This is a genomic window from Butyricicoccus sp. AM27-36 (assembly GCF_003480945.1).
In the GTDB taxonomy this organism is placed as follows: Bacteria; Bacillota; Clostridia; order Oscillospirales; family Butyricicoccaceae; genus Agathobaculum; species Agathobaculum butyriciproducens.
Map to the genome: position 1 here is coordinate 371,189 of NZ_QUJR01000001.1, position 20,676 is coordinate 391,864.

The 20,676-nt window shown below is 56.1% G+C and carries 15 protein-coding genes; 13 read left to right on the plus strand and 2 right to left on the minus strand.

Annotated elements, in window-relative coordinates:
* Positions 1-464: FAD-binding oxidoreductase (locus DW724_RS01755; RefSeq protein WP_243105670.1), on the minus strand; the 464-nt coding region annotated here is incomplete at its 3' end.
* 160 nt (positions 465-624) lie between these two features.
* Positions 625-867 carry an SH3 domain-containing protein gene (locus tag DW724_RS01760; RefSeq protein ID WP_118760450.1) on the minus strand — a complete coding sequence of 81 codons (243 nt, stop codon included), beginning with the start codon at positions 865-867 and terminating at the stop codon, positions 625-627.
* Between the two features lie 229 nt (positions 868-1,096).
* Between DW724_RS01760 and DW724_RS01765 the strand changes: the two genes are divergently transcribed.
* From DW724_RS01765 to recD2, 13 genes are all read left to right on the plus strand, one after another.
* Positions 1,097-1,906 carry a basic amino acid ABC transporter substrate-binding protein gene (locus DW724_RS01765; protein ID WP_118480494.1) on the plus strand — a complete coding sequence of 270 codons (810 nt, stop codon included), beginning with the start codon at positions 1,097-1,099 and terminating at the stop codon, positions 1,904-1,906.
* An 84-nt stretch (positions 1,907-1,990) separates the two neighbouring features.
* Complete coding sequence (locus DW724_RS01770; RefSeq protein ID WP_442861183.1) at positions 1,991-2,773, plus strand: amino acid ABC transporter permease; 783 nt, start codon at positions 1,991-1,993, stop codon at positions 2,771-2,773.
* Complete coding sequence (locus tag DW724_RS01775) at positions 2,760-3,482, plus strand: amino acid ABC transporter ATP-binding protein (RefSeq protein ID WP_110436534.1); 723 nt, start codon at positions 2,760-2,762, stop codon at positions 3,480-3,482. The genes DW724_RS01770 and DW724_RS01775 overlap by 14 nt, the downstream gene beginning before the upstream one ends.
* Positions 3,483-4,424: 942 nt before the next feature.
* Positions 4,425-8,165 carry a DNA-directed RNA polymerase subunit beta gene (gene rpoB, locus DW724_RS01780; protein ID WP_118760451.1) on the plus strand — a complete coding sequence of 1,247 codons (3,741 nt, stop codon included), beginning with the start codon at positions 4,425-4,427 and terminating at the stop codon, positions 8,163-8,165.
* A 53-nt stretch (positions 8,166-8,218) separates the two neighbouring features.
* On the plus strand, positions 8,219-11,752 hold the full coding sequence (gene rpoC, locus DW724_RS01785) for a DNA-directed RNA polymerase subunit beta' (protein WP_118360476.1): 3,534 nt from the start codon (positions 8,219-8,221) through the stop codon (positions 11,750-11,752).
* Positions 11,753-12,337: 585 nt separating this feature from the next.
* Positions 12,338-12,580 carry a ribosomal L7Ae/L30e/S12e/Gadd45 family protein gene (locus DW724_RS01790; protein WP_110436537.1) on the plus strand — a complete coding sequence of 81 codons (243 nt, stop codon included), beginning with the start codon at positions 12,338-12,340 and terminating at the stop codon, positions 12,578-12,580.
* Positions 12,581-12,646: 66 nt separating this feature from the next.
* Positions 12,647-13,066, plus strand: coding sequence for a 30S ribosomal protein S12 (rpsL, locus tag DW724_RS01795; RefSeq protein ID WP_110436538.1), 420 nt, complete (start codon positions 12,647-12,649; stop codon positions 13,064-13,066).
* 336 nt (positions 13,067-13,402) lie between these two features.
* A complete protein-coding gene (gene rpsG, locus DW724_RS01800) occupies positions 13,403-13,873 on the plus strand; it encodes a 30S ribosomal protein S7 (RefSeq protein ID WP_181967828.1) in 471 nt (156 codons plus the stop codon).
* 39 nt (positions 13,874-13,912) lie between these two features.
* Positions 13,913-16,018, plus strand: coding sequence for an elongation factor G (gene fusA / locus DW724_RS01805; RefSeq protein ID WP_118760452.1), 2,106 nt, complete (start codon positions 13,913-13,915; stop codon positions 16,016-16,018).
* A 91-nt stretch (positions 16,019-16,109) separates the two neighbouring features.
* Entirely contained in the window at positions 16,110-17,312 is a 1,203-nt protein-coding gene (gene tuf / locus DW724_RS01810) for an elongation factor Tu (protein WP_118480502.1), read from the plus strand.
* 115 nt (positions 17,313-17,427) lie between these two features.
* The gene (locus tag DW724_RS01815) at positions 17,428-17,646 is read left to right on the plus strand and encodes a hypothetical protein (protein WP_118760453.1); all 219 of its coding nucleotides are present in this window, start codon (positions 17,428-17,430) and stop codon (positions 17,644-17,646) included.
* A 465-nt stretch (positions 17,647-18,111) separates the two neighbouring features.
* Positions 18,112-18,411 (plus strand): hypothetical protein, encoded by a 300-nt coding sequence (locus DW724_RS01820; protein ID WP_118480518.1) that lies wholly within the window; start codon positions 18,112-18,114, stop codon positions 18,409-18,411.
* A gap of 20 nt (positions 18,412-18,431) precedes the next feature.
* Entirely contained in the window at positions 18,432-20,663 is a 2,232-nt protein-coding gene (gene recD2, locus DW724_RS01825) for an SF1B family DNA helicase RecD2 (protein WP_243105671.1), read from the plus strand.
* The last annotated feature ends 13 nt before the right edge of the window (positions 20,664-20,676 follow it).

Sequence of the window (20,676 nt, forward strand, 5' to 3'; positions counted from 1 at the left end):
ACGATGTGCAGGTTGGTGCAGGCGTTCTTCATCTCGTCCTCGAGGATGATGATGTCTTTGCTGCGGAAACCGGCGATCAGGTCAACCTCAGCGCCCATTTCGTGCAGCTTCTTGGCCTGCGGATATGCGATAGCGCAGCCCAGACCGCCGCCGACAACAGCGACCTTCTTGAGACCCTCAAGCTCGCTCGCCTTGCCGAGCGGACCGACAAAATCATGCAGGCAGTCGCCCTCATTCAGCGCGCCGAGCGCCATCGTCGTTGCACCGACCTCCTGGAAAATGATCGTGACGGAACCCTTTTCGCGGTCAAAATCTGCGATCGTGAGCGGAATACGCTCGCCTTCTGCGCTGACACGCAGGATGATGAACTGACCCGGCTCTGCCTTGCGGGCAACGTGCGGTGCCTCGATCACCATCAGCTTGGTGTTTGCGTTCAGCGTTTGCTTTTTCAAAATCTGATACACTCTTTTTCGTACCTCCTTGCGATTGTCGCATCGAACATTTTACATTATACTGTATCGCTTTAAGCAACGCAAGTGAAAATGAAAAATCAGCAGTAAAAATGGGCAGAATCGATGAAAACACACCTTGTTTGTCAAAAAATTAACTGGTTTGACGAAAGCTTCACAAAGCCGGACGGCAGTAAAACAGCACAATGTCGGTTTTCGGAACCCAGCCGCAGGCTGTGCGCGTGCGTACATGACACCAGCCGTTCTGCTCGCACAGGATGAACAGGCGCGCACCGCTTGCCGCACTGCCGACAATCGGCGCGGAGCGAATCGGATCGGAGTGCAGCAGGAGAAGCGCGCCGCGCGGCTCGGCGCAGGCCGTGCGAAACGCAGGCGATACATATATAACAGGGGACATAGGGCACCTCCTTGTGGTTAATGCAGACTATGCAGCGAAAATGCAGAGCGTTAATTGGCAATTAACGAATTACCGATGGCTTGTGTCATGATTGCTGAAAAAATAAATGCTTTTCCATAGTTTTTTCGCTGAAATTTAGGTTGCATTATTATAGAACGCGCTGTATAATAATCAATATTAGAAAGAGATGCCCGTTTTGCACGGGTCAAATCGGAAGGAGTTAACACAAATGAAGAAGTTTTCCATTGCTATGCTGAGCATGGTACTGGCAGGTTCTATGCTGCTGACCGGCTGCGGCGGCTCCAAGACCGCTGATTCCAGCAGCGACGCACAGGATTCCACCACATCTACCTCTGCGGACGGCGGCACGCTGCGCATGGGTACTAACGCTACTTTCCCGCCGTACGAGTTCGTTGGCGACGACGGTAACGTACAGGGCATCGATGTGGACATTGCTGCTGCTATCGCTGACAAGCTGGGCATGAAGCTCGAGGTCACCGATATGGAGTTCGATTCCCTGATTCCGGCGCTGCAGAGCGACACCGTCGACGTGGCGCTGGCTGGCATGACCGTTACCCCGGATCGTCAGGAGAACGTAGATTTCTCGGATTCCTACGCAAAGGGCGTTCAGGTCATCATCGTTAAGGACGGTTCCGATATCGCTTCTCCGGATGACCTGGAGGGCAAGAACATCGGCGTTCAGACCGGCACCACCGGCGATATCTACTGCACCGGTGACTACGGTCAGGAGCATGTAAAGCAGTTCAACAACGGTCCGCTCGCAGTTGCTGCACTGGTAAATGATCAGATCGACTGTGTTGTTATCGACCAGGAGCCGGCTAAGAACTATGTTGCTGCAAACAGCGGCCTCAAGATCCTCGACACCGCTTACGCTGACGAGGATTACGCGATCGCTATCAAGAAGGGCAACACCGAGCTGCTCGACAAGGTAAACGGCGCTCTGAAGGAGCTCGAGGGTGACGGCACCCTGCAGTCCATCGTCGACAAGTATATCAGCGCTGATTCCGCAGCACAGTAAATCAACAAACGCGTACAAAGGAAGAGGGACGGTTCAGCGCCGCCCCTCTTTTGCAGTAAAATGAAAAGAAAGAGGGGATGACCTGTGAACGGTATTACAATGGACCAGTGGCTGAAAATTGTACCGGATTCGGTTGTCAATCTGCCGGAGGGTCTGCGGAACCTGCTGTTCCAGCTGTACCAGACCTTTATCGCAGCGGACCGCTGGAAATGGTTCCTGAACGGTCTGAAAATCACATTTGCGGTCACGATCGGTGCACTGATCCTCGGTGTTATCATCGGTCTGCTGATCGCTATAGTCCGCACGGCGCATGATTCCCGCCGCATGGGCAAAAGCAACATCATTCTGAGCATTCTCAACGCAATCTGCAAGCTGTATCTGACCGTCATCCGCGGTACGCCTATGATGGTTCAGCTGCTGATCATGGGCTTTGTTATCATGGTGCCTAAGGATGATACAGCGCGTCTGGTGTGCGGCATCGTTACACTGGGCATCAACTCGGGCGCGTATGTTGCCGAGATCGTGCGCGGCGGTCTGATGTCGGTCAATCCGGGTCAGATGGAGGCCGGCCGTTCGCTCGGCCTGAACTATGCACAGACCATGCGCCTGATCGTCATTCCGCAGGCAATCAAGAACATTCTTCCGGCACTTGGCAATGAGATGATCACCCTGCTGAAGGATACCTCGCTCGTGTCGGTCATCGCGCTACGCGACGTGACCAAGCAGGCACAGAATATTGTGTCCAATACCTATCAGGCCTATGTGCCGTATGTCAGCCTTGCGATCATCTATCTGGTGCTCGTTATCATCCTGACCAAGCTGCTCGGCATTTTTGAGAGGAGGCTGCGCGAAAGTGATCGACGTTAAAAACCTGCACAAATCCTTTGGCAACCATGAGGTGCTCAAGGGTGTCAACGAGCATATCGAGAAGGGCGAGAAGGTCGTAGTCATCGGCCCGTCCGGCTCGGGCAAGTCCACCTTTCTGCGCTGCCTGAATCTGCTCGAGGAGCCGACCGGCGGCGAAATTATCTTCGAGGGACAGAACATCACCGCCAAGGACACGGATATCAATCTGGTGCGCCGCCGTATGGGCATGGTGTTCCAGCAGTTCAACCTGTTTCCGCACCTGACCGTGCGCGAGAATATCAAGCTGGCACCGGTCAAGCTCAAGGTCATGACCGATGAAGAGGCGGACAAGCGTGCGCTCGAGCTGCTTGCGCGTGTCGGTCTGCCGGACAAGGCGGACAGCTATCCGGCGCAGCTTTCCGGCGGTCAGCAGCAGCGTATCGCCATCGCGCGTGCGCTGGCAATGAATCCGGATGTGATGCTGTTCGACGAGCCGACCTCGGCGCTTGACCCGGAAATGGTCGGCGAGGTTCTGGAAATTATGAAGGAGCTGGCTGATGACGGCATGACCATGGTTGTTGTTACCCACGAGATGGGCTTTGCCCGCGAGGTTGCAACGCGCGTGCTGTTCATGGACGGCGGCAATATCGTAGAGCAGAATGAGCCGAAGGAGTTCTTCGCAAATCCGCAGCATCCGAGACTGAAGGATTTTCTGTCGAAGGTGCTCTAAGCAAATAAAAAAGGACGCGTGAGCGTCCTTTTTTATTTGCCTGAAATGGAGGATTGAGAATACCGCTGTCGTTGCGGAGGCTCTGTTCGTGCTGCGGCCGTGAGGGTTTGCCATTTGCATGATTTCTAATACAATGAACATGAATGTTGCTGCAGGGTGCGCCGAGGTCGGCGCACCCTGCGGCACAACGAGTGCAATTCGCAGTTGCTGTGCAGAATATCCGAGCCAGCGAGTTGCGCGGCACGGGTATCCCCAGAGGACCCTCTCTTGCCCTTCGGGCAATTCACCTTGTGTCGCGCCTGCGTAGAGTAACCCGTCTGTGTAGCAGTACGGTATCTGACACTGCGAATTGGCAGAGAAAGATACGGAAGTAAAAATCCTCTGCCGTTCCTTTATAGTCTCAGTTCTGAAAATTTCGCCGTGCTAAGAGGAAGCGGGGAGATTCATAAGAGGGGTGGAAACCTTAGGTGTCCACCCCTCTTGTGCGCCCGCGCGGCGTCAGCGCACGTTCCCGCGCTCCGCAGAGCGCAACTCCCTGCTGAGGTTTAGCGAAAAACTTTCCGCCCGTCAGGGGCGAACCCGCCTGCGGCAGTTCGCGTGCCCAGGTCAGCCGGTGCAGAAAAGGAGCCGCCCGGAAAGGATGAACCGCGTGCGCAGTTTGTGCACCCCCACTCAGCCTGTGCTGAGAAAACGGCAGCTGCTTTCGGGCAAAAAAGAAAGGCAGAAGAAAACTTCTGCCTTTTTGTACAAAAATATACTTGACATTCTGTGAAAAATCATGGTATAATAAAACGCTTTATAAAATCGGGTACATTATCCGATTCCTAAGTATATGTTAGCACGGTCTGCAAGAAATTGCAAGGCCAAGAGCAATATTTTCGCAACGCCGCCGGGCGTATCAACCAACACCAACAGCCGAAAGAAACGGAGTGATCAAAGCACATGAAGGTGAAAGACGTACAGCACGGCAAAACCACACGAAAGAGCTTTGCACGAATCGAAGAGATTCTCGAAATGCCGAATCTCATCGAGGTGCAGAAGAAGTCTTACGAATGGTTCCTGGATCAGGGCCTGCGTGAGGTTTTTGACGATACCGCGTCCATCACGGACTACACCGGAAATCTGGAGCTTTCCTTCCTCGATTTTTCGATGGACGAGGAGCCGAAGTACAGCATTGAGGAGTGCAAGGCACGAGATGCAACGTATGCAACTCCGCTGAAGGTCCGCATGCGTCTGCGCAACAAGGAGACCGGCGAGATCAAGGAGCAGGAGATCTTCATGGGTGACTTCCCGAAGATGACCCACGCTGCTACCTTCATCATCAACGGTGCAGAACGCGCGATCGTATCTCAGCTCGTTCGTTCCCCGGGCGTATACTACGGCAAGGAGCTTGACAAGACCGACAAGGTTCTGCTCTCCGCTACCGTAATCCCGTACCGCGGCGCATGGCTCGAGTACGAGACCGATGCAAACGACGTTTTCTACGTTCGCATTGATAAAAACCGCAAGATTCCGATCACCAGCTTCATCCGTGCCATCGGCGTTAAGACCGATGCCGAGATCAAGGAGCTGTTCGGTGAGGACCCGCTGATCGTTGCAACTCTCGACAAGGACCCGGCGCACACCGCCGAGGAAGCCCTCATCGAGATCTACAAGAAGATGCGTCCGGGCGAGCCGCCCTCTGTTGAGTCGGCTACCTCTCTGATGGACGCCATGTTCTTCGATATGCGCCGCTACGACATTTCCGCAGTCGGCCGCTACAAGTACAACAAGAAGCTGAACATCGCACGCCGCATCACCGGCCACAAGCTGGTAAATGCAGTCGCTGACCCGATGACCGGCGAGGTTCTGGCGGAGGACGGCGAGGTTCTCTCCCGCGAGAAGGCAACCATGATGGCTGCCCGCGGCGTAAACAGCGTTGTGATCGAGTCTGCCGAGGGCACTGCCGTTAAGGTGTTCGGCAACGGCATGGTAGACGTAAACGATTTCTCCGACTACCTCGGCGGCGCAACCGCAGAGGATCTGGGCCTCAAGGAGAAGGTTCGCTTCACCGTCCTCAAGGAGATCATCGACTCCGGCGTACAGGGCGACGAGCTGAAGAAGACCGTGAAGGAGCGTCACTTCGATCTGATTCCGAAGACCATCATCGTTGATGATATGCTCGCTTCCATCTGCTATCTGCTCAACCTCGGTCACGGCATCGGCACGGTTGACGATATCGACCATCTGGGCAACCGCCGTCTGCGCTGTGTAGGCGAGCTGCTGCAGAACCAGTTCCGCATCGGCTTCTCCCGCATGGAGCGCGTTATCCGCGAGCGCATGACCATTCAGGATCTCGACGTTGTTACGCCGCAGTCCCTGATCAACATCCGTCCGGTAACTGCTGCCATCAAGGAGTTCTTCGGTTCTTCTCCGCTGTCGCAGTTCATGGACCAGAACAACCCGCTGGCTGAGCTGACCCACAAGCGCCGTATGTCCGCCCTCGGCCCCGGCGGTCTGTCCCGTGACCGTGCATCCTTCGAGGTTCGAGACGTACACTACTCTCACTACGGCCGTCTGTGCCCGATCGAGACCCCTGAAGGCCCGAACATCGGCCTGATCTCCTATCTGGCAACCTACGCCCGCATCAATGACTTCGGCTTTATCGAAGCACCGTACCGCGTAATCGAAAAGATCAAGGACGAGGAGACCGGCGAGGTCCGCTGCCACGTTACCGATGAGGTTCGCTACATGACCGCGGACGTCGAGGACGAGTACATCGTCTGCCAGGCTACCGAGCCGCTCGACGAGAACAATAACCTCGTAAACGACCGTGTAACCTGCCGTAGGCGCGATGAGTTCGTCGAGGTAGACCGCAAGGACGTTGACCTGATGGACGTTTCTCCGCGCATGATGATCTCGGTTGCTACCGCATTCATCCCGTTCCTCGACCACGACGACGCAAACCGCGCACTGATGGGCGCGAACATGCAGCGTCAGGCCGTACCGCTGCTCCGCACCGAGGCTCCGATCGTTGCAACCGGCATGGAGTACAAGGCAGCTGTTGACTCCGGTACGATTCCGCTGGCAGAGGGTGACGGCGTTGTTACCCGCGTAACCGCCCGCGAGGTTTGCGTACACTACGACAACGGCACCGACAAGACCTATCCGCTGACCAAGTTCATGCGTTCCAACCAGTCCACCTGTATCAACATGCGTCCGATCGTTGATCTGGGCGAGCGTGTCAAGGCAGGCGACGTTCTGTCCGACGGCCCGTCTACCGATCAGGGCGAGGTTGCACTGGGCAAGAATGCCCTCATCGGCTTCATGACCTGGGAAGGCTACAACTACGAGGACGCCGTACTGCTGAACGAGCGTCTGGTACGCGACGACGTTTACACCTCCATCCATATCGAGGAGTACGAGTCCGAATCCCGTGATACCAAGCTCGGACCCGAGGAGATCACCCGTGATATCCCGAACGTCGGCGAGGACGCACTCCGCAACCTCGACGAGCGCGGCATCATCCGCGTTGGCGCTGAGGTTCGTGCCGGTGACATTCTGGTCGGCAAGGTTACCCCGAAGGGCGAGACCGAGCTGACCGCAGAGGAGCGCCTGCTCCGCGCGATCTTCGGCGAGAAGGCCCGCGAGGTTCGTGATACCTCTCTGCGTGCGCCGCACGGCGAATCCGGTATCGTTGTAGACGTTAAGGTATTTACCCGCGAGAACGGCGACGAGCTGTCTCCCGGTGTCAACATGGTTGTCCGCGTTTATATCGCGCAGAAGCGTAAGATCTCTGTCGGCGATAAGATGGCAGGCCGTCATGGCAACAAGGGTGTCGTTTCCCGCATTCTGCCGCAGGAGGATATGCCGTTCCTGGAGGATGGCCGTCCGCTCGACATCGTACTGAACCCGTTGGGCGTACCGTCCCGAATGAACATCGGTCAGGTGCTCGAGGTTCACCTTGGCTTCGCAGCCAAGAAGCTCGGCTGGAAGGTCGAGACCCCGGTATTCGACGGCGCAACGCTCGAGGATATCAAGGAGACGCTGGTTGCAGCAGGCGTTAACGAGGACGGCAAGAGCGTCGTATACGACGGCCGTACCGGTGAGAAGTTCGATAACCGCGTAACCGTTGGTTATATGTACTACCTCAAGCTGCATCATCTGGTAGACGATAAGATCCATGCCCGTTCGACCGGCCCGTACTCGCTCGTAACCCAGCAGCCTCTGGGCGGCAAGGCGCAGTTCGGCGGCCAGCGCTTCGGCGAGATGGAAGTTTGGGCGCTGGAAGCATACGGCGCCGCATATACCCTGCAGGAGATCCTGACCGTCAAGTCCGACGATATCACCGGCCGTGTCAAGACCTACGAGGCGATCGTCAAGGGTCACAACGTACCGCAGCCGGGCGTTCCGGAATCCTTCAAGGTACTCACCAAGGAGCTGCAGGCTCTGTGTCTGGATATTCAGGTTCTGGACGAGAACATGGAAGTGATCGAGCTGTCTGAGGACGACGACGAGGAGACCGCTGAGTACACCCGTCCGATGGAGCAGGCTGTCTCCGGTGCGGATGACGAGTTCACCGCAGCAGGCTTCGGCATCAACGATGCCGAGGAAGGCGACACCGATCTCTTTGCACTGGATAACCCCGCCGAGGATGGCGGTGACGATGCCGAAGGTGATTTCGACGACGGTCTGGGCGAATAAGGCTGAGCGTAAGTGAAATCATCTGTGAATAGGGAAGGAGCATCTTAAAATATATGGGATATCATACGTTTAACGCCATTAAGATCGGTCTGGCTTCGCCCGAGCTGATCCGCCAGTGGTCTTACGGCGAGGTAAAGAAGCCCGAAACCATTAACTACCGTACGCTCAAGCCGGAACGCGATGGCCTGTTCTGCGAGCGTATCTTTGGACCGACCAAGGACTGGGAGTGCCACTGCGGCAAGTACAAGAAGGTCCGCTTCAAGGGCAAGATCTGCGACAAGTGCGGCGTTGAGGTCACCAAGGCCAAGGTCCGCCGCGAGCGCATGGGCCACATTGAGCTGGCAGCGCCGGTATCGCACATCTGGTACTTCAAGGGCATCCCGTCCCGCATGGGCCTGATCCTTGATATCAGCCCGCGTGTACTGGAGAAGGTCCTGTACTTTGCAAACTATATCGTAATCGATCCGGGCGACACGCCGCTGATGAAGAAGCAGATCCTGACTGAGGCTGAGTACCGCGACATGCGTGAAAAGTACGACGAGGACTTCCGTGCCGGCATGGGCGCGGAGTCCATCAAGGAGCTGCTCGCGGAGCTGGATCTCGACCAGCTCTCCAAGGAGCTGACCGCAGAGCTGCGTGAGGCTTCCGGCCAGAAGCGCCTGCGCATCATCAAGCGACTGGAGGTTGTTGAATCCTTCCGTCTGTCGCACAACCGCCCGGAGTGGATGATCATGGACGTTGTTCCGGTCATCCCGCCGGAAATCCGCCCGATGGTACAGCTGGACGGCGGCCGCTTCGCGACCTCCGACCTGAACGATCTGTACCGCCGCGTTATCAACCGAAACAACCGCCTCAAGCGCCTGCTCGAGCTGGGTGCGCCGGACATCATCGTGCGCAACGAGAAGCGCATGCTGCAGGAGGCTGTTGACGCTCTGATCGATAACGGCCGCCGCGGCCGCCCGGTCACCGGCCCGAACAACCGTGCGCTCAAGAGCCTGTCCGACATGCTGAAGGGCAAGCAGGGCCGTTTCCGTCAGAACCTGCTCGGCAAGCGAGTTGACTACTCCGGCCGTTCGGTTATCGTCGTAGGCCCGGACCTGAAGATCTATCAGTGCGGTCTGCCGAAGGAAATGGCACTCGAGCTGTTCAAGCCGTTCGTTATGAAGAAGCTGGTTGAGGACGGCACCGCACAGAACATCAAGTCTGCCAAGAAGATGGTAGAGCGCGCAAAGCCCGAGGTATGGGACGTGCTCGAGGGCATCATCAAGGGTCATCCGGTTATGCTGAACCGTGCACCGACCCTGCACCGTCTGGGTATTCAGGCGTTCGAGCCGGTCCTCGTAGAAGGCCGTGCGATCCGCCTGCATCCGCTGGTATGTACCGCATTCAACGCCGACTTCGACGGCGACCAGATGGCAGTTCACGTTCCGCTGTCCGCAGAGGCACAGGCCGAGGCCCGTCTGCTGATGCTGTCCGCGAACAACCTGCTCAAGCCGCAGGACGGCAAGCCGGTTACCATTCCGTCTCAGGATATGGTCCTCGGCTCCTACTACCTGACCATCGACCGCGATACCGAGCCGGGCGCCGGCAAGGTATTCCGCAACGTGGACGAGGCTCTGATGGCGTACAACGAGGGTATCGTTGGCATTCACGCGCCGATCAAGGTTCGTCTGTCCAAGGAAGTAAACGGCAAGACCGAGTCCGCTATCGTAGACGCGACTCCGGGCCGCCTGATCTTCAACGAGCGCATCCCGCAGGATCTCGGCTTTGTTGACCGCTCGGATCCGTCCAAGAAGTTTGATCTTGAGATCATGTTCACCTGCGGCAAGAAGGAGCTTGGCAAGATCATTGACAAGTGTATCCGCGTACACGGCTTCCACATTACCGCTGAGGTGCTCGACTCCATCAAGGCGATGGGCTACAAGTACTCCACCAAGGGTGCGCTGACCGTAGCCGTAGCCGACATGCTCGTGCCGGAAGGCAAGGACGAGATGATCCGCGAGTCCGAGAAGAAGGTTGCCAAGATCGACCGCAAGTACAAGCGCGGCTTTATCACCGATCAGGAGCGCTACCGTCTGACCGTAGCCGAGTGGGAAGAGACCACCAAGAAGGTTACCGCAAAGCTGCAGGCCAACATGAAGGAGCAGCGCTACAACCCGATTCACATGATGGCTGATTCCGGTGCCCGTGGTTCTATCAACCAGATCCGTCAGCTGGCCGGTATGCGAGGCCTGATGGCATCCGCCTCCGGTAAGACCATCGAAATCCCGATCAAGTCCAACTTCCGTGAAGGCCTGACCGTACTCGAATACTTCATCGCTGCCCGCGGTGCTCGAAAGGGCATGGCCGATACCGCACTGCGTACCGCTGACTCGGGTTACCTGACCCGCCGTCTGGTAGACGTTTCTCAGGACGTTATCATCCGTGAGGACGACTGTGGCGCAACCAAGGGTATCTGGGTAGAGGATATCAAGGAAGGCAACCAGATCATCGAGCCGCTGCGCGAGCGTCTGCTCGGCCGCTTCCCGGTTGACGATATCGTAAATCCGGAGACCGGCGAGGTTATCGTACCGAAGAGCAAGATGATGACCGAGGCTGACGCCGATGCGGTTGTCGGCGCAGGCATCACCCGCGTTCAGATCCGCTCCGTGCTCGAGTGCCGTGCCCGCAAGGGTGTCTGCGCGCACTGCTACGGCATCAACCTGGCAATGGGCACGCCGGTCGGCAAGGGCGAGGCTGTCGGTATCATCGCAGCACAGTCCATCGGCGAGCCGGGTACCCAGCTTACCATGCGTACCTTCCATACCGGCGGTGTCGCAGGTTCGGATATTACGCAGGGTCTTCCGCGAGTTGAGGAGCTGTTCGAGGCCCGCAAGCCGAAGAAGGCTGCAACGCTTGCCGAGATCGGCGGCGTGGTCTCCATCGAGGAGTCCAAGCGCACCACCGTCAAGACCGTTAACATCGTCAACCCGCAGACCGGCGATATGCGTTCCTACCAGCTGGCTTCGTCCTCCGGTATCCGCGTAACCGACGGTCAGGAGATCCCGCAGGGCTTCCAGCTGAACGAAGGCTCGCTCAACCCGCATGACATTCTGCGTATCCTCGATCCTCGCGCCGTTCACGACTACGAGATCAAGGAAGTTCAGAAGGTTTACCGTCAGCAGGGCGTAGATATCAACGATAAGCATATTGAGGTTATCGTTCGTCAGATGATGCGCAAGGTTCGCGTTGAGGACGCAGGCGACGCTGAGGTTCTGCCGGGTTCTGTTATGGACTGGCTCGAGTTCGAGGATTACAACAACAAGGTGCAGGCACGCATCGACGCCGGCGAGGAAGGTCTCCGTCTGGCTGTTGCGGAGCCGACCCTCATGGGTATCACCAAGGCATCCCTCGCAACCGATTCCTGGATGTCCGCTGCATCCTTCCAGGAGACCACCCGCGTGCTGACCGACGCCGCAATCAAGGGCAAGGTCGATCCGCTGATGGGCCTGAAGGAGAACGTAATCATCGGCAAGCTGATTCCGGCCGGCTCGGGTGTGTCCGATTACTGCACCGGTCACTACGAGCAGACTGTAAATCTCGACTGATTTGCAGAAAGCCGAAAACGCTGTATAGATTAAGTAAAACAGGGGAACACTGTAAGGTGTTCTCCTGTTTTTGCTTGTGCCGAATGGAAAATTGAGAATGGAGAATTATCGAAAGAGTGGAAATTGCGCAGAGATAAGCATAATATCAGAAAAAGTTCGCAGGTGCCGTCCGTCATAACGCGCAAACGAGTTGCGCGGCACGGTTGTCGCGCCCCGCGTAGAGTAGACCGCATGTGTAGCAGTACGGTATCCGACAATGCGAATATGTGGATACATGGGCGCGCAAAGTGCGTCCTGCGGAAGAAAAAATCCTCTGCCGTTCCCTTATAGTCTCAGCTCTGCAAATTTCGCCTTGCTATCTAAGGGAAAAGGGGAGATTCACAAGAGGGTGGAAAACCGTAGGTTGTCTATCCTCTTGTGCCCCCCGCCGGGTAGGCGAGATTCCCTCGCTTCGCAAGCGTCGATTTCCGCGAAAATCCTCTGGAAAAGAAATTTCTCGTAAAAAATAAAAAAAATCGAGAAAACACTTGACAACAGGGGGACAAACCCGTATACTATGGGAGTATGCCGTATAGGAGGAATATTATGCTTTCAGAACTTCACACGGCGCACAAGGTGATCGGTGTAAAGCAGTCGAAAAAAGCGATTCGGGACGGCGCAGCCGCACAGGTCTTTGTTGCGCTGGACGCAGAAAAACGAGTCGTCGGACCGATTTATGAGCTTTGCAGTGAACACGGTATGGAAGTTACCGAGGTCACCACAATGACGGAGCTCGGCGATGCGGTCGGCATTGATGTCGGCGCGGCAGTAGTCGTTGTTCTGCACTGATTTTTCTTTGTTGAATTGCGCAAAACGCGCTTTTCATAAATATCTTTGAAAGAAGGAGGAAATAAAATGCCAACTTTTAACCAACTCGTCCGTAAGGGTCGTGAGGCAGTCGTTACCAAGTCTACGGCACCGGCTCTTCAGGTAGGCTACAACTCTCAGAAGAAGAAGGCTACCGATCAGTCCGCTCCGCAGAAGCGCGGCGTTTGCACCACGGTTAAGACCATGACCCCGAAGAAGCCGAACTCTGCTCTTCGTAAGGTAGCTCGTGTAAAGCTGACCAACCAGATGGAAGTTTCCGCTTACATCCCCGGTGAAGGCCACAACCTGCAGGAGCACTCTGTAGTTATGGTTCGCGGCGGTCGTGTAAAGGACCTTCCTGGTGTTCGTTACCACATCATCCGTGGTACTCTGGATACCCAGGGTGTTGCTAACCGTCGTCAGGCTCGTTCCAAGTACGGTGCTAAGCGCCCGAAGGCAGGCAAGTAATCTTTTGAGCGGCGTCTGATCGCGTGATACTGCGTTGCATCCGCACTTGCGTACCTTTGTACGCGGCGTGTGGCTGCGCCTTGTCTCACACGACCATACTTGCTCAAAACGCGCGTGCATTACAAAGTGTACAAGCGATAATTACTCCGCCAAAGGAGCCAACCCACAAGGTTTTGCGAGAAAGTTATTTTTCAGCAAAGCAGCTATGCTTTGTCTGAGGCATTTTAGTTCCGATTGTATAAATCGGGCCTTTACCTCGGACAGGCATGAACAACGGCGGTCAAAGATCCGCCGAAGTACCTATGAAATCAAATATTTTTGAAGGAGGGAAGTAAAGTGCCAAGAAGAGGTAATGTCCCCAAGAGAGACGTTCTGCCCGATCCGCTTTATAATTCCAAGCTCGTCACCAAGCTGGTAAACTCTATCATGCTCGACGGCAAGAAGGGCGTTTCGCAGAAGGTTGTTTATGGTGCTTTCGATATCGTTCGTGAAAAGACCGGTCGTGAACCGCTGGAGGTTTTCACCGAGGCTATGGAAAACATCATGCCGACCCTGGAAGTTAAGGCTCGCCGTGTAGGCGGCGCTACCTACCAGGTGCCGATGGAAGTTCGCCCGGAGCGTCGTCAGACCCTGGGCCTGCGTTGGATCACCAAGTACTCCCGCGCTCGTTCTGAAAAGACCATGCGTGAGCGTCTGGCAGGCGAGATCCTGGACGCTTGCAACAATCTGGGCGGTGCTGTTAAGAAGCGCGAGGATACCCACAAGATGGCAGAGGCGAACAAGGCGTTCGCACACTACCGCTATTAATCTGTCGGTTTCCGCATAACGCTTTGAAAGGAGAGCAATATGCCTAGAGAATATTCCCTGGAAAGAACCAGAAATATCGGCATCATGGCGCACATCGACGCCGGTAAGACCACTACCACCGAGCGTATTCTGTATTACACCGGTGTAAACCATAAGATTGGCGATACCCACGACGGTACCGCTACCATGGACTGGATGGAGCAGGAGCAGGAGCGTGGTATCACCATCACCTCCGCAGCTACCACCTGCCACTGGTCCGGCTCTACTCATCAGTTCCCGGAGCATCGTATCAACATCATCGACACCCCGGGCCACGTTGACTTTACCGTAGAGGTAGAGCGCTCCCTGCGTGTACTGGACGGTTCCGTAACCGTATTCTGTGCAAAGGGCGGCGTTGAGCCGCAGTCTGAGACCGTTTGGCATCAGGCTGACAAGTACAAGGTTCCGCGTATGGCGTTCGTAAACAAGATGGACATCATGGGTGCTGACTTCTACAACGTAGTCAACATGATGAAGGACCGTCTGAAGTGCAACGCTGTTCCGGTTCAGCTGCCGATCGGCTCTGAGGATACCTTCAAGGGTATCATCGACCTGATCACCATGCGCGCTGAGGTTTACTATGACGACCTCGGCAAGGATATCCGCGATGAGGATATTCCGGCTGACATGATGGAGAAGGCTCAGCAGTACCACGACGAACTGTGGGAGCACGTTGCTGAGCTGGACGAGGACCTCATGATGAAGTACCTCGAGGGCGAAGAGCTGACCATTCCGGAAGTTAAGGCTGCAATCCGCAAGGGCTGTATCGCCAACGAAATCGTTCCGGTACTCTGCGGCACCGCATACCGCAACAAGGGCGTACAGCCGCTGCTGGACGCTGTTATCGAATACATGCCGGCTCCGACCGACATCCCGGACATCAAGGGTGTAAACCCGCAGACCGACGAGGAGGATTCCCGTCCGTCTTCTGATGACGCGCCGTTCTCCGCGCTGGCGTTCAAGATCGCTACCGACCCGTTCGTTGGCCGTCTGACGTTCTTCCGCGTATACTCCGGCACCATCACCGCTGGTTCCTCCGTACTGAATGCTACCAAGGATCAGCGCGAGCGTCTGGGCCGTATTCTGCAGATGCACGCTAACCATCGTCAGGATATCGACTGCGTATATTCCGGCGATATCGCTGCGGGCATCGGCTTTAAGAACACCACCACCGGCGATACGCTGTGTGATGAGAAGCACCCGATCATCCTCGAGTCTATGGAGTTCCCGGACCCGGTTATCCGTGTTGCGATCGAGCCGAAGACCAAGGCTGGTCAGGAGAAGATGGGTATCGCGCTGGCTAAGCTGGCAGAAGAGGACCCGACCTTCAAGACCTACACCGATGAGGAAACCGGCCAGACCATTATCGCTGGTATGGGCGAGCTTCATCTGGAGATCATCGTTGACCGTCTGCTGCGCGAGTTCAAGGTAGAGGCTAACGTAGGTTCTCCTCAGGTTGCTTACAAGGAGACCATCCGCCGCTCCGCTGACGTTGATCAGAAGTACGCTCGTCAGTCCGGTGGTAAGGGCCAGTACGGCCATGTTAAGATCATCGTTGAGCCGAACGAGTCCGGCAAGGGCTACGAGTTCATCAACAAGATCGTTGGCGGTGCTATCCCGAAGGAATATATCGAGCCTGTTAATCAGGGTATCCAGGGCGCTATGCAGGCTGGTATCCTCGCAGGCTACCCGGTTGTTGACGTTAAGGTAACCCTGTATGATGGCTCTTACCACGAAGTTGACTCCTCTGAAATGGCGTTCAAGATCGCTGGTTCTATGGCGTTCAAGGAAGCTATGAAGAAGGCTGATCCGGTTCTGATGGAGCCGATCATGCAGGTTGACGTAATGGTACCGGAGGAGTACATGGGCGACGTTATCGGCGACCTGAACTCCCGTCGTGGTCAGATCCAAGGCATGGAGCCGCGCGGCGGCGTACAGGCTATCTCTGCCGGCGTTCCGCTGAGCGAGATGTTCGGTTACGCAACTGCTCTGCGTTCCCGCACCCAGGGCCGTGGCCAGTACACCATGCAGCCGAGCCACTACACTGAAGTGCCGAAGAGCATTCAGGAGAAGATCATCGACAACCGTAACAAAAACAACGACTAAAATCTGCTGCACCCTATTGCATTTTTTCTCGAAATGCAGTAAAATAAATGCAACATGACTTTTAATTCATTTTACGAGGAGGATATCCACAATGGCAAAGGAAAAATTTGACCGTTCTCTGCCGCACGTTAACATTGGCACCATCGGCCACGTTGACCACGGCAAGACCACTCTGACCGCTGCAATCACCAAGGTTCTGGCTCTCGAGGGCGATGCTGAGTATCAGGCATACGACGCAATCGACAAGGCTCCGGAGGAGAAGGAGCGCGGCATTACCATCAACACCGCACACGTTGAGTATCACACCGCTAACCGTCACTACGCTCACGTTGACTGCCCGGGCCATGCCGACTACGTTAAGAACATGATCACCGGCGCTGCTCAGATGGACGGTGCTATCCTGGTTGTATCCGCTGCTGACGGCCCGATGCCGCAGACCCGCGAGCACATCCTGCTGTCCCGTCAGGTAGGCGTTCCGTATATCGTTGTCTTCATGAACAAGGCTGATCAGGTAGACGACGAGGAGCTGCTCGACCTGGTTGAGATGGAGATCCGTGAGCTGCTGTCCTCTTACGATTTCCCGGGCGACGACGTTCCGGTAATCCGTGGCTCCGCTCTGAACGTTCTGACCTCTGACTCCACCGATCCGAACGCTCCGGAGTACAAGTGCATCCGCGACCTGATGGAAGCTGTTGACACCTATATCCCGACCCCGGACCGTGCTGCTGACAAGCCGTTCATCATGCCGGTCGAGGACGTATTCTCCATCACCGGTCGTGGTACCGTAGCTACCGGCCGTGTAGAGCGTGGCCAGCTGAAGATGGGCGAGGAAGTTGAGATCGTTGGTCTGATGGACGCTCCGCGCAAGACCGTTGTAACCGGTATCGAGATGTTCCGCAAGCTGCTCGACTACGCTGAAGCAGGCGACAACATCGGTGCTCTGCTCCGTGGTATTCAGAAGACCGAGGTTGAGCGCGGCCAGGTTCTGGCTAAGCCGGGCTCCATTCACCCGCACACCAAGTTCCACGGTCAGGTATACGTTCTGAAGAAGGAAGAGGGCGGCCGTCATACTCCGTTCTTCAACAACTACCGTCCGCAGTTCTACTTCCGTACCACCGACGTAACTGGCGTTATCACTCTGCCGGAAGGCACTGAGATGTGCATGCCGGGCGATAACGTTGAGATGGACGTTGAGCTGATCACCCCGATCGCTATCGAGGAAGGCCTGCGTTTCGCTATCCGTGAGGGTGGCCGCACCGTAGGTTCCGGCGTCGTAACCGCTATCAACGCTTAATTTCAGTTAAGCAATAGCATAACGCAATTTACAAGCTCTCATGCTTCGGCATGGGAGCTTTTTTGTGCGTAAAATCCTCTTTCCTGCGCATACTATGCGAAGGAGGGATGCAATTATGTCGGAAAATCACGAAAACCGCTATCAGCTCCGGGCCGCCGCGAAGGCGTTTGAGTGGCTGCGCCGCAGCAAACCGGCAGTGGCCGCGAGGGAACAGGAGAAGATGGACGAGGGTATCGCGCTGCCGCCCAATGAACGGGATTGCGGCACCGCCTGTTCCATGCAGGGCACCGATCGGGAAACGCTCAACGAGTGGTGCAAAGAACACGAAACCTGAAAAAGAGACGCGAAAGCGTCTCTTTTGAGGCTGTCGAAAAACTATCGTTTTCCGAGCAGCCTCTCGCTCGAAACCACGCTTTCGAGCGAATACTGAAGAAAAACCGCGCCCTACGGGCACATTTTTTCTTCCCTTGTATAAATTCCGAGATACATGCTCCCGGAATTTATGAATTTGCTTCGCAAATTCTATTTTATGCGTGCTGCCGCACGAAGCGTGAAAATTAAAATAATACTTTTTTGACAGACTGAAAAGAGACGCGAAAGCGTCTCTTTTTCAGAAATGGAGAATTGAGAATGGAAAATGAAATTTGGTTATCGTTCTATCATCACGTTCATTCTCCATTCTTCATTTTCAATTATTCCCTGATTTTCTGCTCGGTTTACTTATCTGAACAATTGTGCTATACTATATACTAACAAAGTATTCCCTCCGTGCATAGGCTGATAGCAGGAGGGAACGCTCATGTCTGTTTTTCTGCAATCGGTTCTGGCGGTATTTGCCGCGGTGGGATTTTACACCGTGCTGCACACGGTGTACGAGATCGTCTCTGCGCGGCTGCTGCGGCTGCACGGCTCGGCGGAACTGACGCTGTACGGCGACGGCTGCGATGCCGTCAGCGAACATCTGATCCGCGCGGCACTGCGCGTGCGGCGGCAGTATTTTTCCGGTCTGCTGATCACATTTGTCGAAATCGGCAGCGGACAGGGACAGAACATCGCCAAATACATGGCGGCACGGCAGGACATAACCTATCTGGAATGACAAGTTGGGACGGTGGGACGTTGGACGAAAGAGAATATTTGATCGTGCGCGGCACGGTGCAGCAGATCGTTTACTACAACGATGAAAACGGCTACGCCGTGCTGCGCCTTGCTGCGGAAAACGGAGCCGAGGTCACGGCGACCGGCACGTTTCCCAACATTGGACTGGGTGAGGAGGTCATTCTGACCGGCTGCTGGGTGACGCACCCGACCTACGGCGAACAGTTTGCGACCGAGGCGTTTGAGCGCCGGCTGCCGACCTCGGTGCGCGGCATCGCAGAGTATCTCGGTTCGGGTCTGATTCGCGGCATCGGTCCGCGGCTGGCGGCAAAAATTGCGGAAAAGTTCGGTGAAGACACGTTTGACATTCTTATGCACGAGCCGGAGCGTCTGTCGGAGCTGCGCGGCATTACCGACCGCAAGGCGAAGGAGATCGGCCGTCAGTTCACCGAACAGAGCGAAATGCGCCTGCTGATGGACTTTCTGAGCGAACACGGTCTGCCGGTCGCGCTCACGCCGCTGCTGTACAAGCGCCTGCACGACAGCGCCATCGACGCGCTGTGCGAGAACCCGTATCTGCTGTGTGACCCATACTATGATGTGGATTTCAAGCTAGCGGACGGTCTGGCGATGGAGCTTGGACTGTCGCTGCTGAGCGATGAGCGCGTGGACGCGGGCATTCTGTATACGCTGACCTTCAACCTGAACAACGGCCACACGTTCATTCCGGTCGAAAAATTGCTGTACGCGGTATGCATGCTGCTGAGCGACGATGACGTGGTCGTGGACGAGGATCGGGCGCTGCGCGGCATTTCCCGTCTGGAGGAGAGGGGACGGCTGGTGCGCGAGCATATCGCGGACCGCGACGCGGTCTATCTGCGCGATATGCACGACGCGGAGGCCTATCTTGCTGAAATGCTCAGCTACATGGCCGAGCGCAATTATGAGTACGATTTTGACGTGGATGAGCTGCTTTCCACGCTTTTGGAGAGCAGTGAGTTCGCTTTTTCCGAGAAACAGCAGCTTGCGATTTCAACGGCTGCACGCAATGGTCTTGTTATCCTGACCGGCGGCCCGGGCACCGGCAAAACGACCACGGTGCGCGGCATCCTGCAGGTGTTTGAGGCACTGGGACTGGACACGCTGCTCGCCGCGCCGACCGGCCGCGCGGCAAAACGTCTTTCCGACCTGACCGGCATGGAGGCGAAAACCATTCACCGGCTGCTCGAGGCAGGCTTTGCGGGCGGCGGACGCACGGTGTTTGCCCGCAGTGTGACCAATCCGCTCGAGTGCGACGCGGTCATTCTGGACGAGGTGTCCATGGTGGACATCACGCTCATGCAGGCGCTCATCAATGCGCTGCCGCACGGTGCGCGGCTCGTGCTCGTCGGCGATGCCGATCAGCTGCCACCGGTCGGTCCGGGCAACTTCCTGCGCGACCTGATCACCTCACATCGGGTGCCGACCATTCAGCTGACCGAGATTTTCCGTCAGGCGCAGCAGTCGGATATTGTCATGAACGCGCACGCGGTCAACGCGGGTGAAATGCCCAGACCATCCGGCGCGGACGGCGACTTTTTCATCATGAAACGGGCGGATCCGGCGTCTGTTATCGAAACGGTGGCACAGCTTTGCGCCCAGAGACTGCCCAAGCACTACGGCTTCACTCCTGCACAGATACAGGTGCTTTCGCCTGCCAAGCGGCACGGCAGCGGCACCATTCCGCTCAACCGCCGTCTGCAGGAGGCGCTCAATCCGCCGAGTGAAAGCAAACTGGAAAAGCGCTTCGGAGACACCATTTTCCGCGAGGGCGACCGCGTGATGCAGGTGCGAAACAACTACGATATCGTGTGGGAAAAGCAGGGGGACGACGAGCAGGGAACCGGCGTGTTCAACGGTGACGTCGGCGAGATCATCCGCATTTTTCCGCAGCAGGAGTGCATGGTGATTCGCTTTGACGACCGCATTGCGACCTACACCTTTGATATGCTGAACGAGCTGGAGCTGGCGTATGCCGTTACCGTACATAAATCGCAGGGCAGCGAGTTTGACGCGGTGGTGCTCGCTCTGTCGGACGGTCTGCCGCGCAAGCTGCTTACGCGCAACATTCTCTACACCGCAATCACACGCGCGAAGCGCCTGCTGGTTATCGTCGGCAGTCAGGATGTGGTAGCGTATATGGTAAATAACAACCAGAAGGGCAGACGGTACAGCGCGCTGAAGGCCCGTCTTAGGTTAGCCGAAACTCAGTAAAAGGTGCTGATAA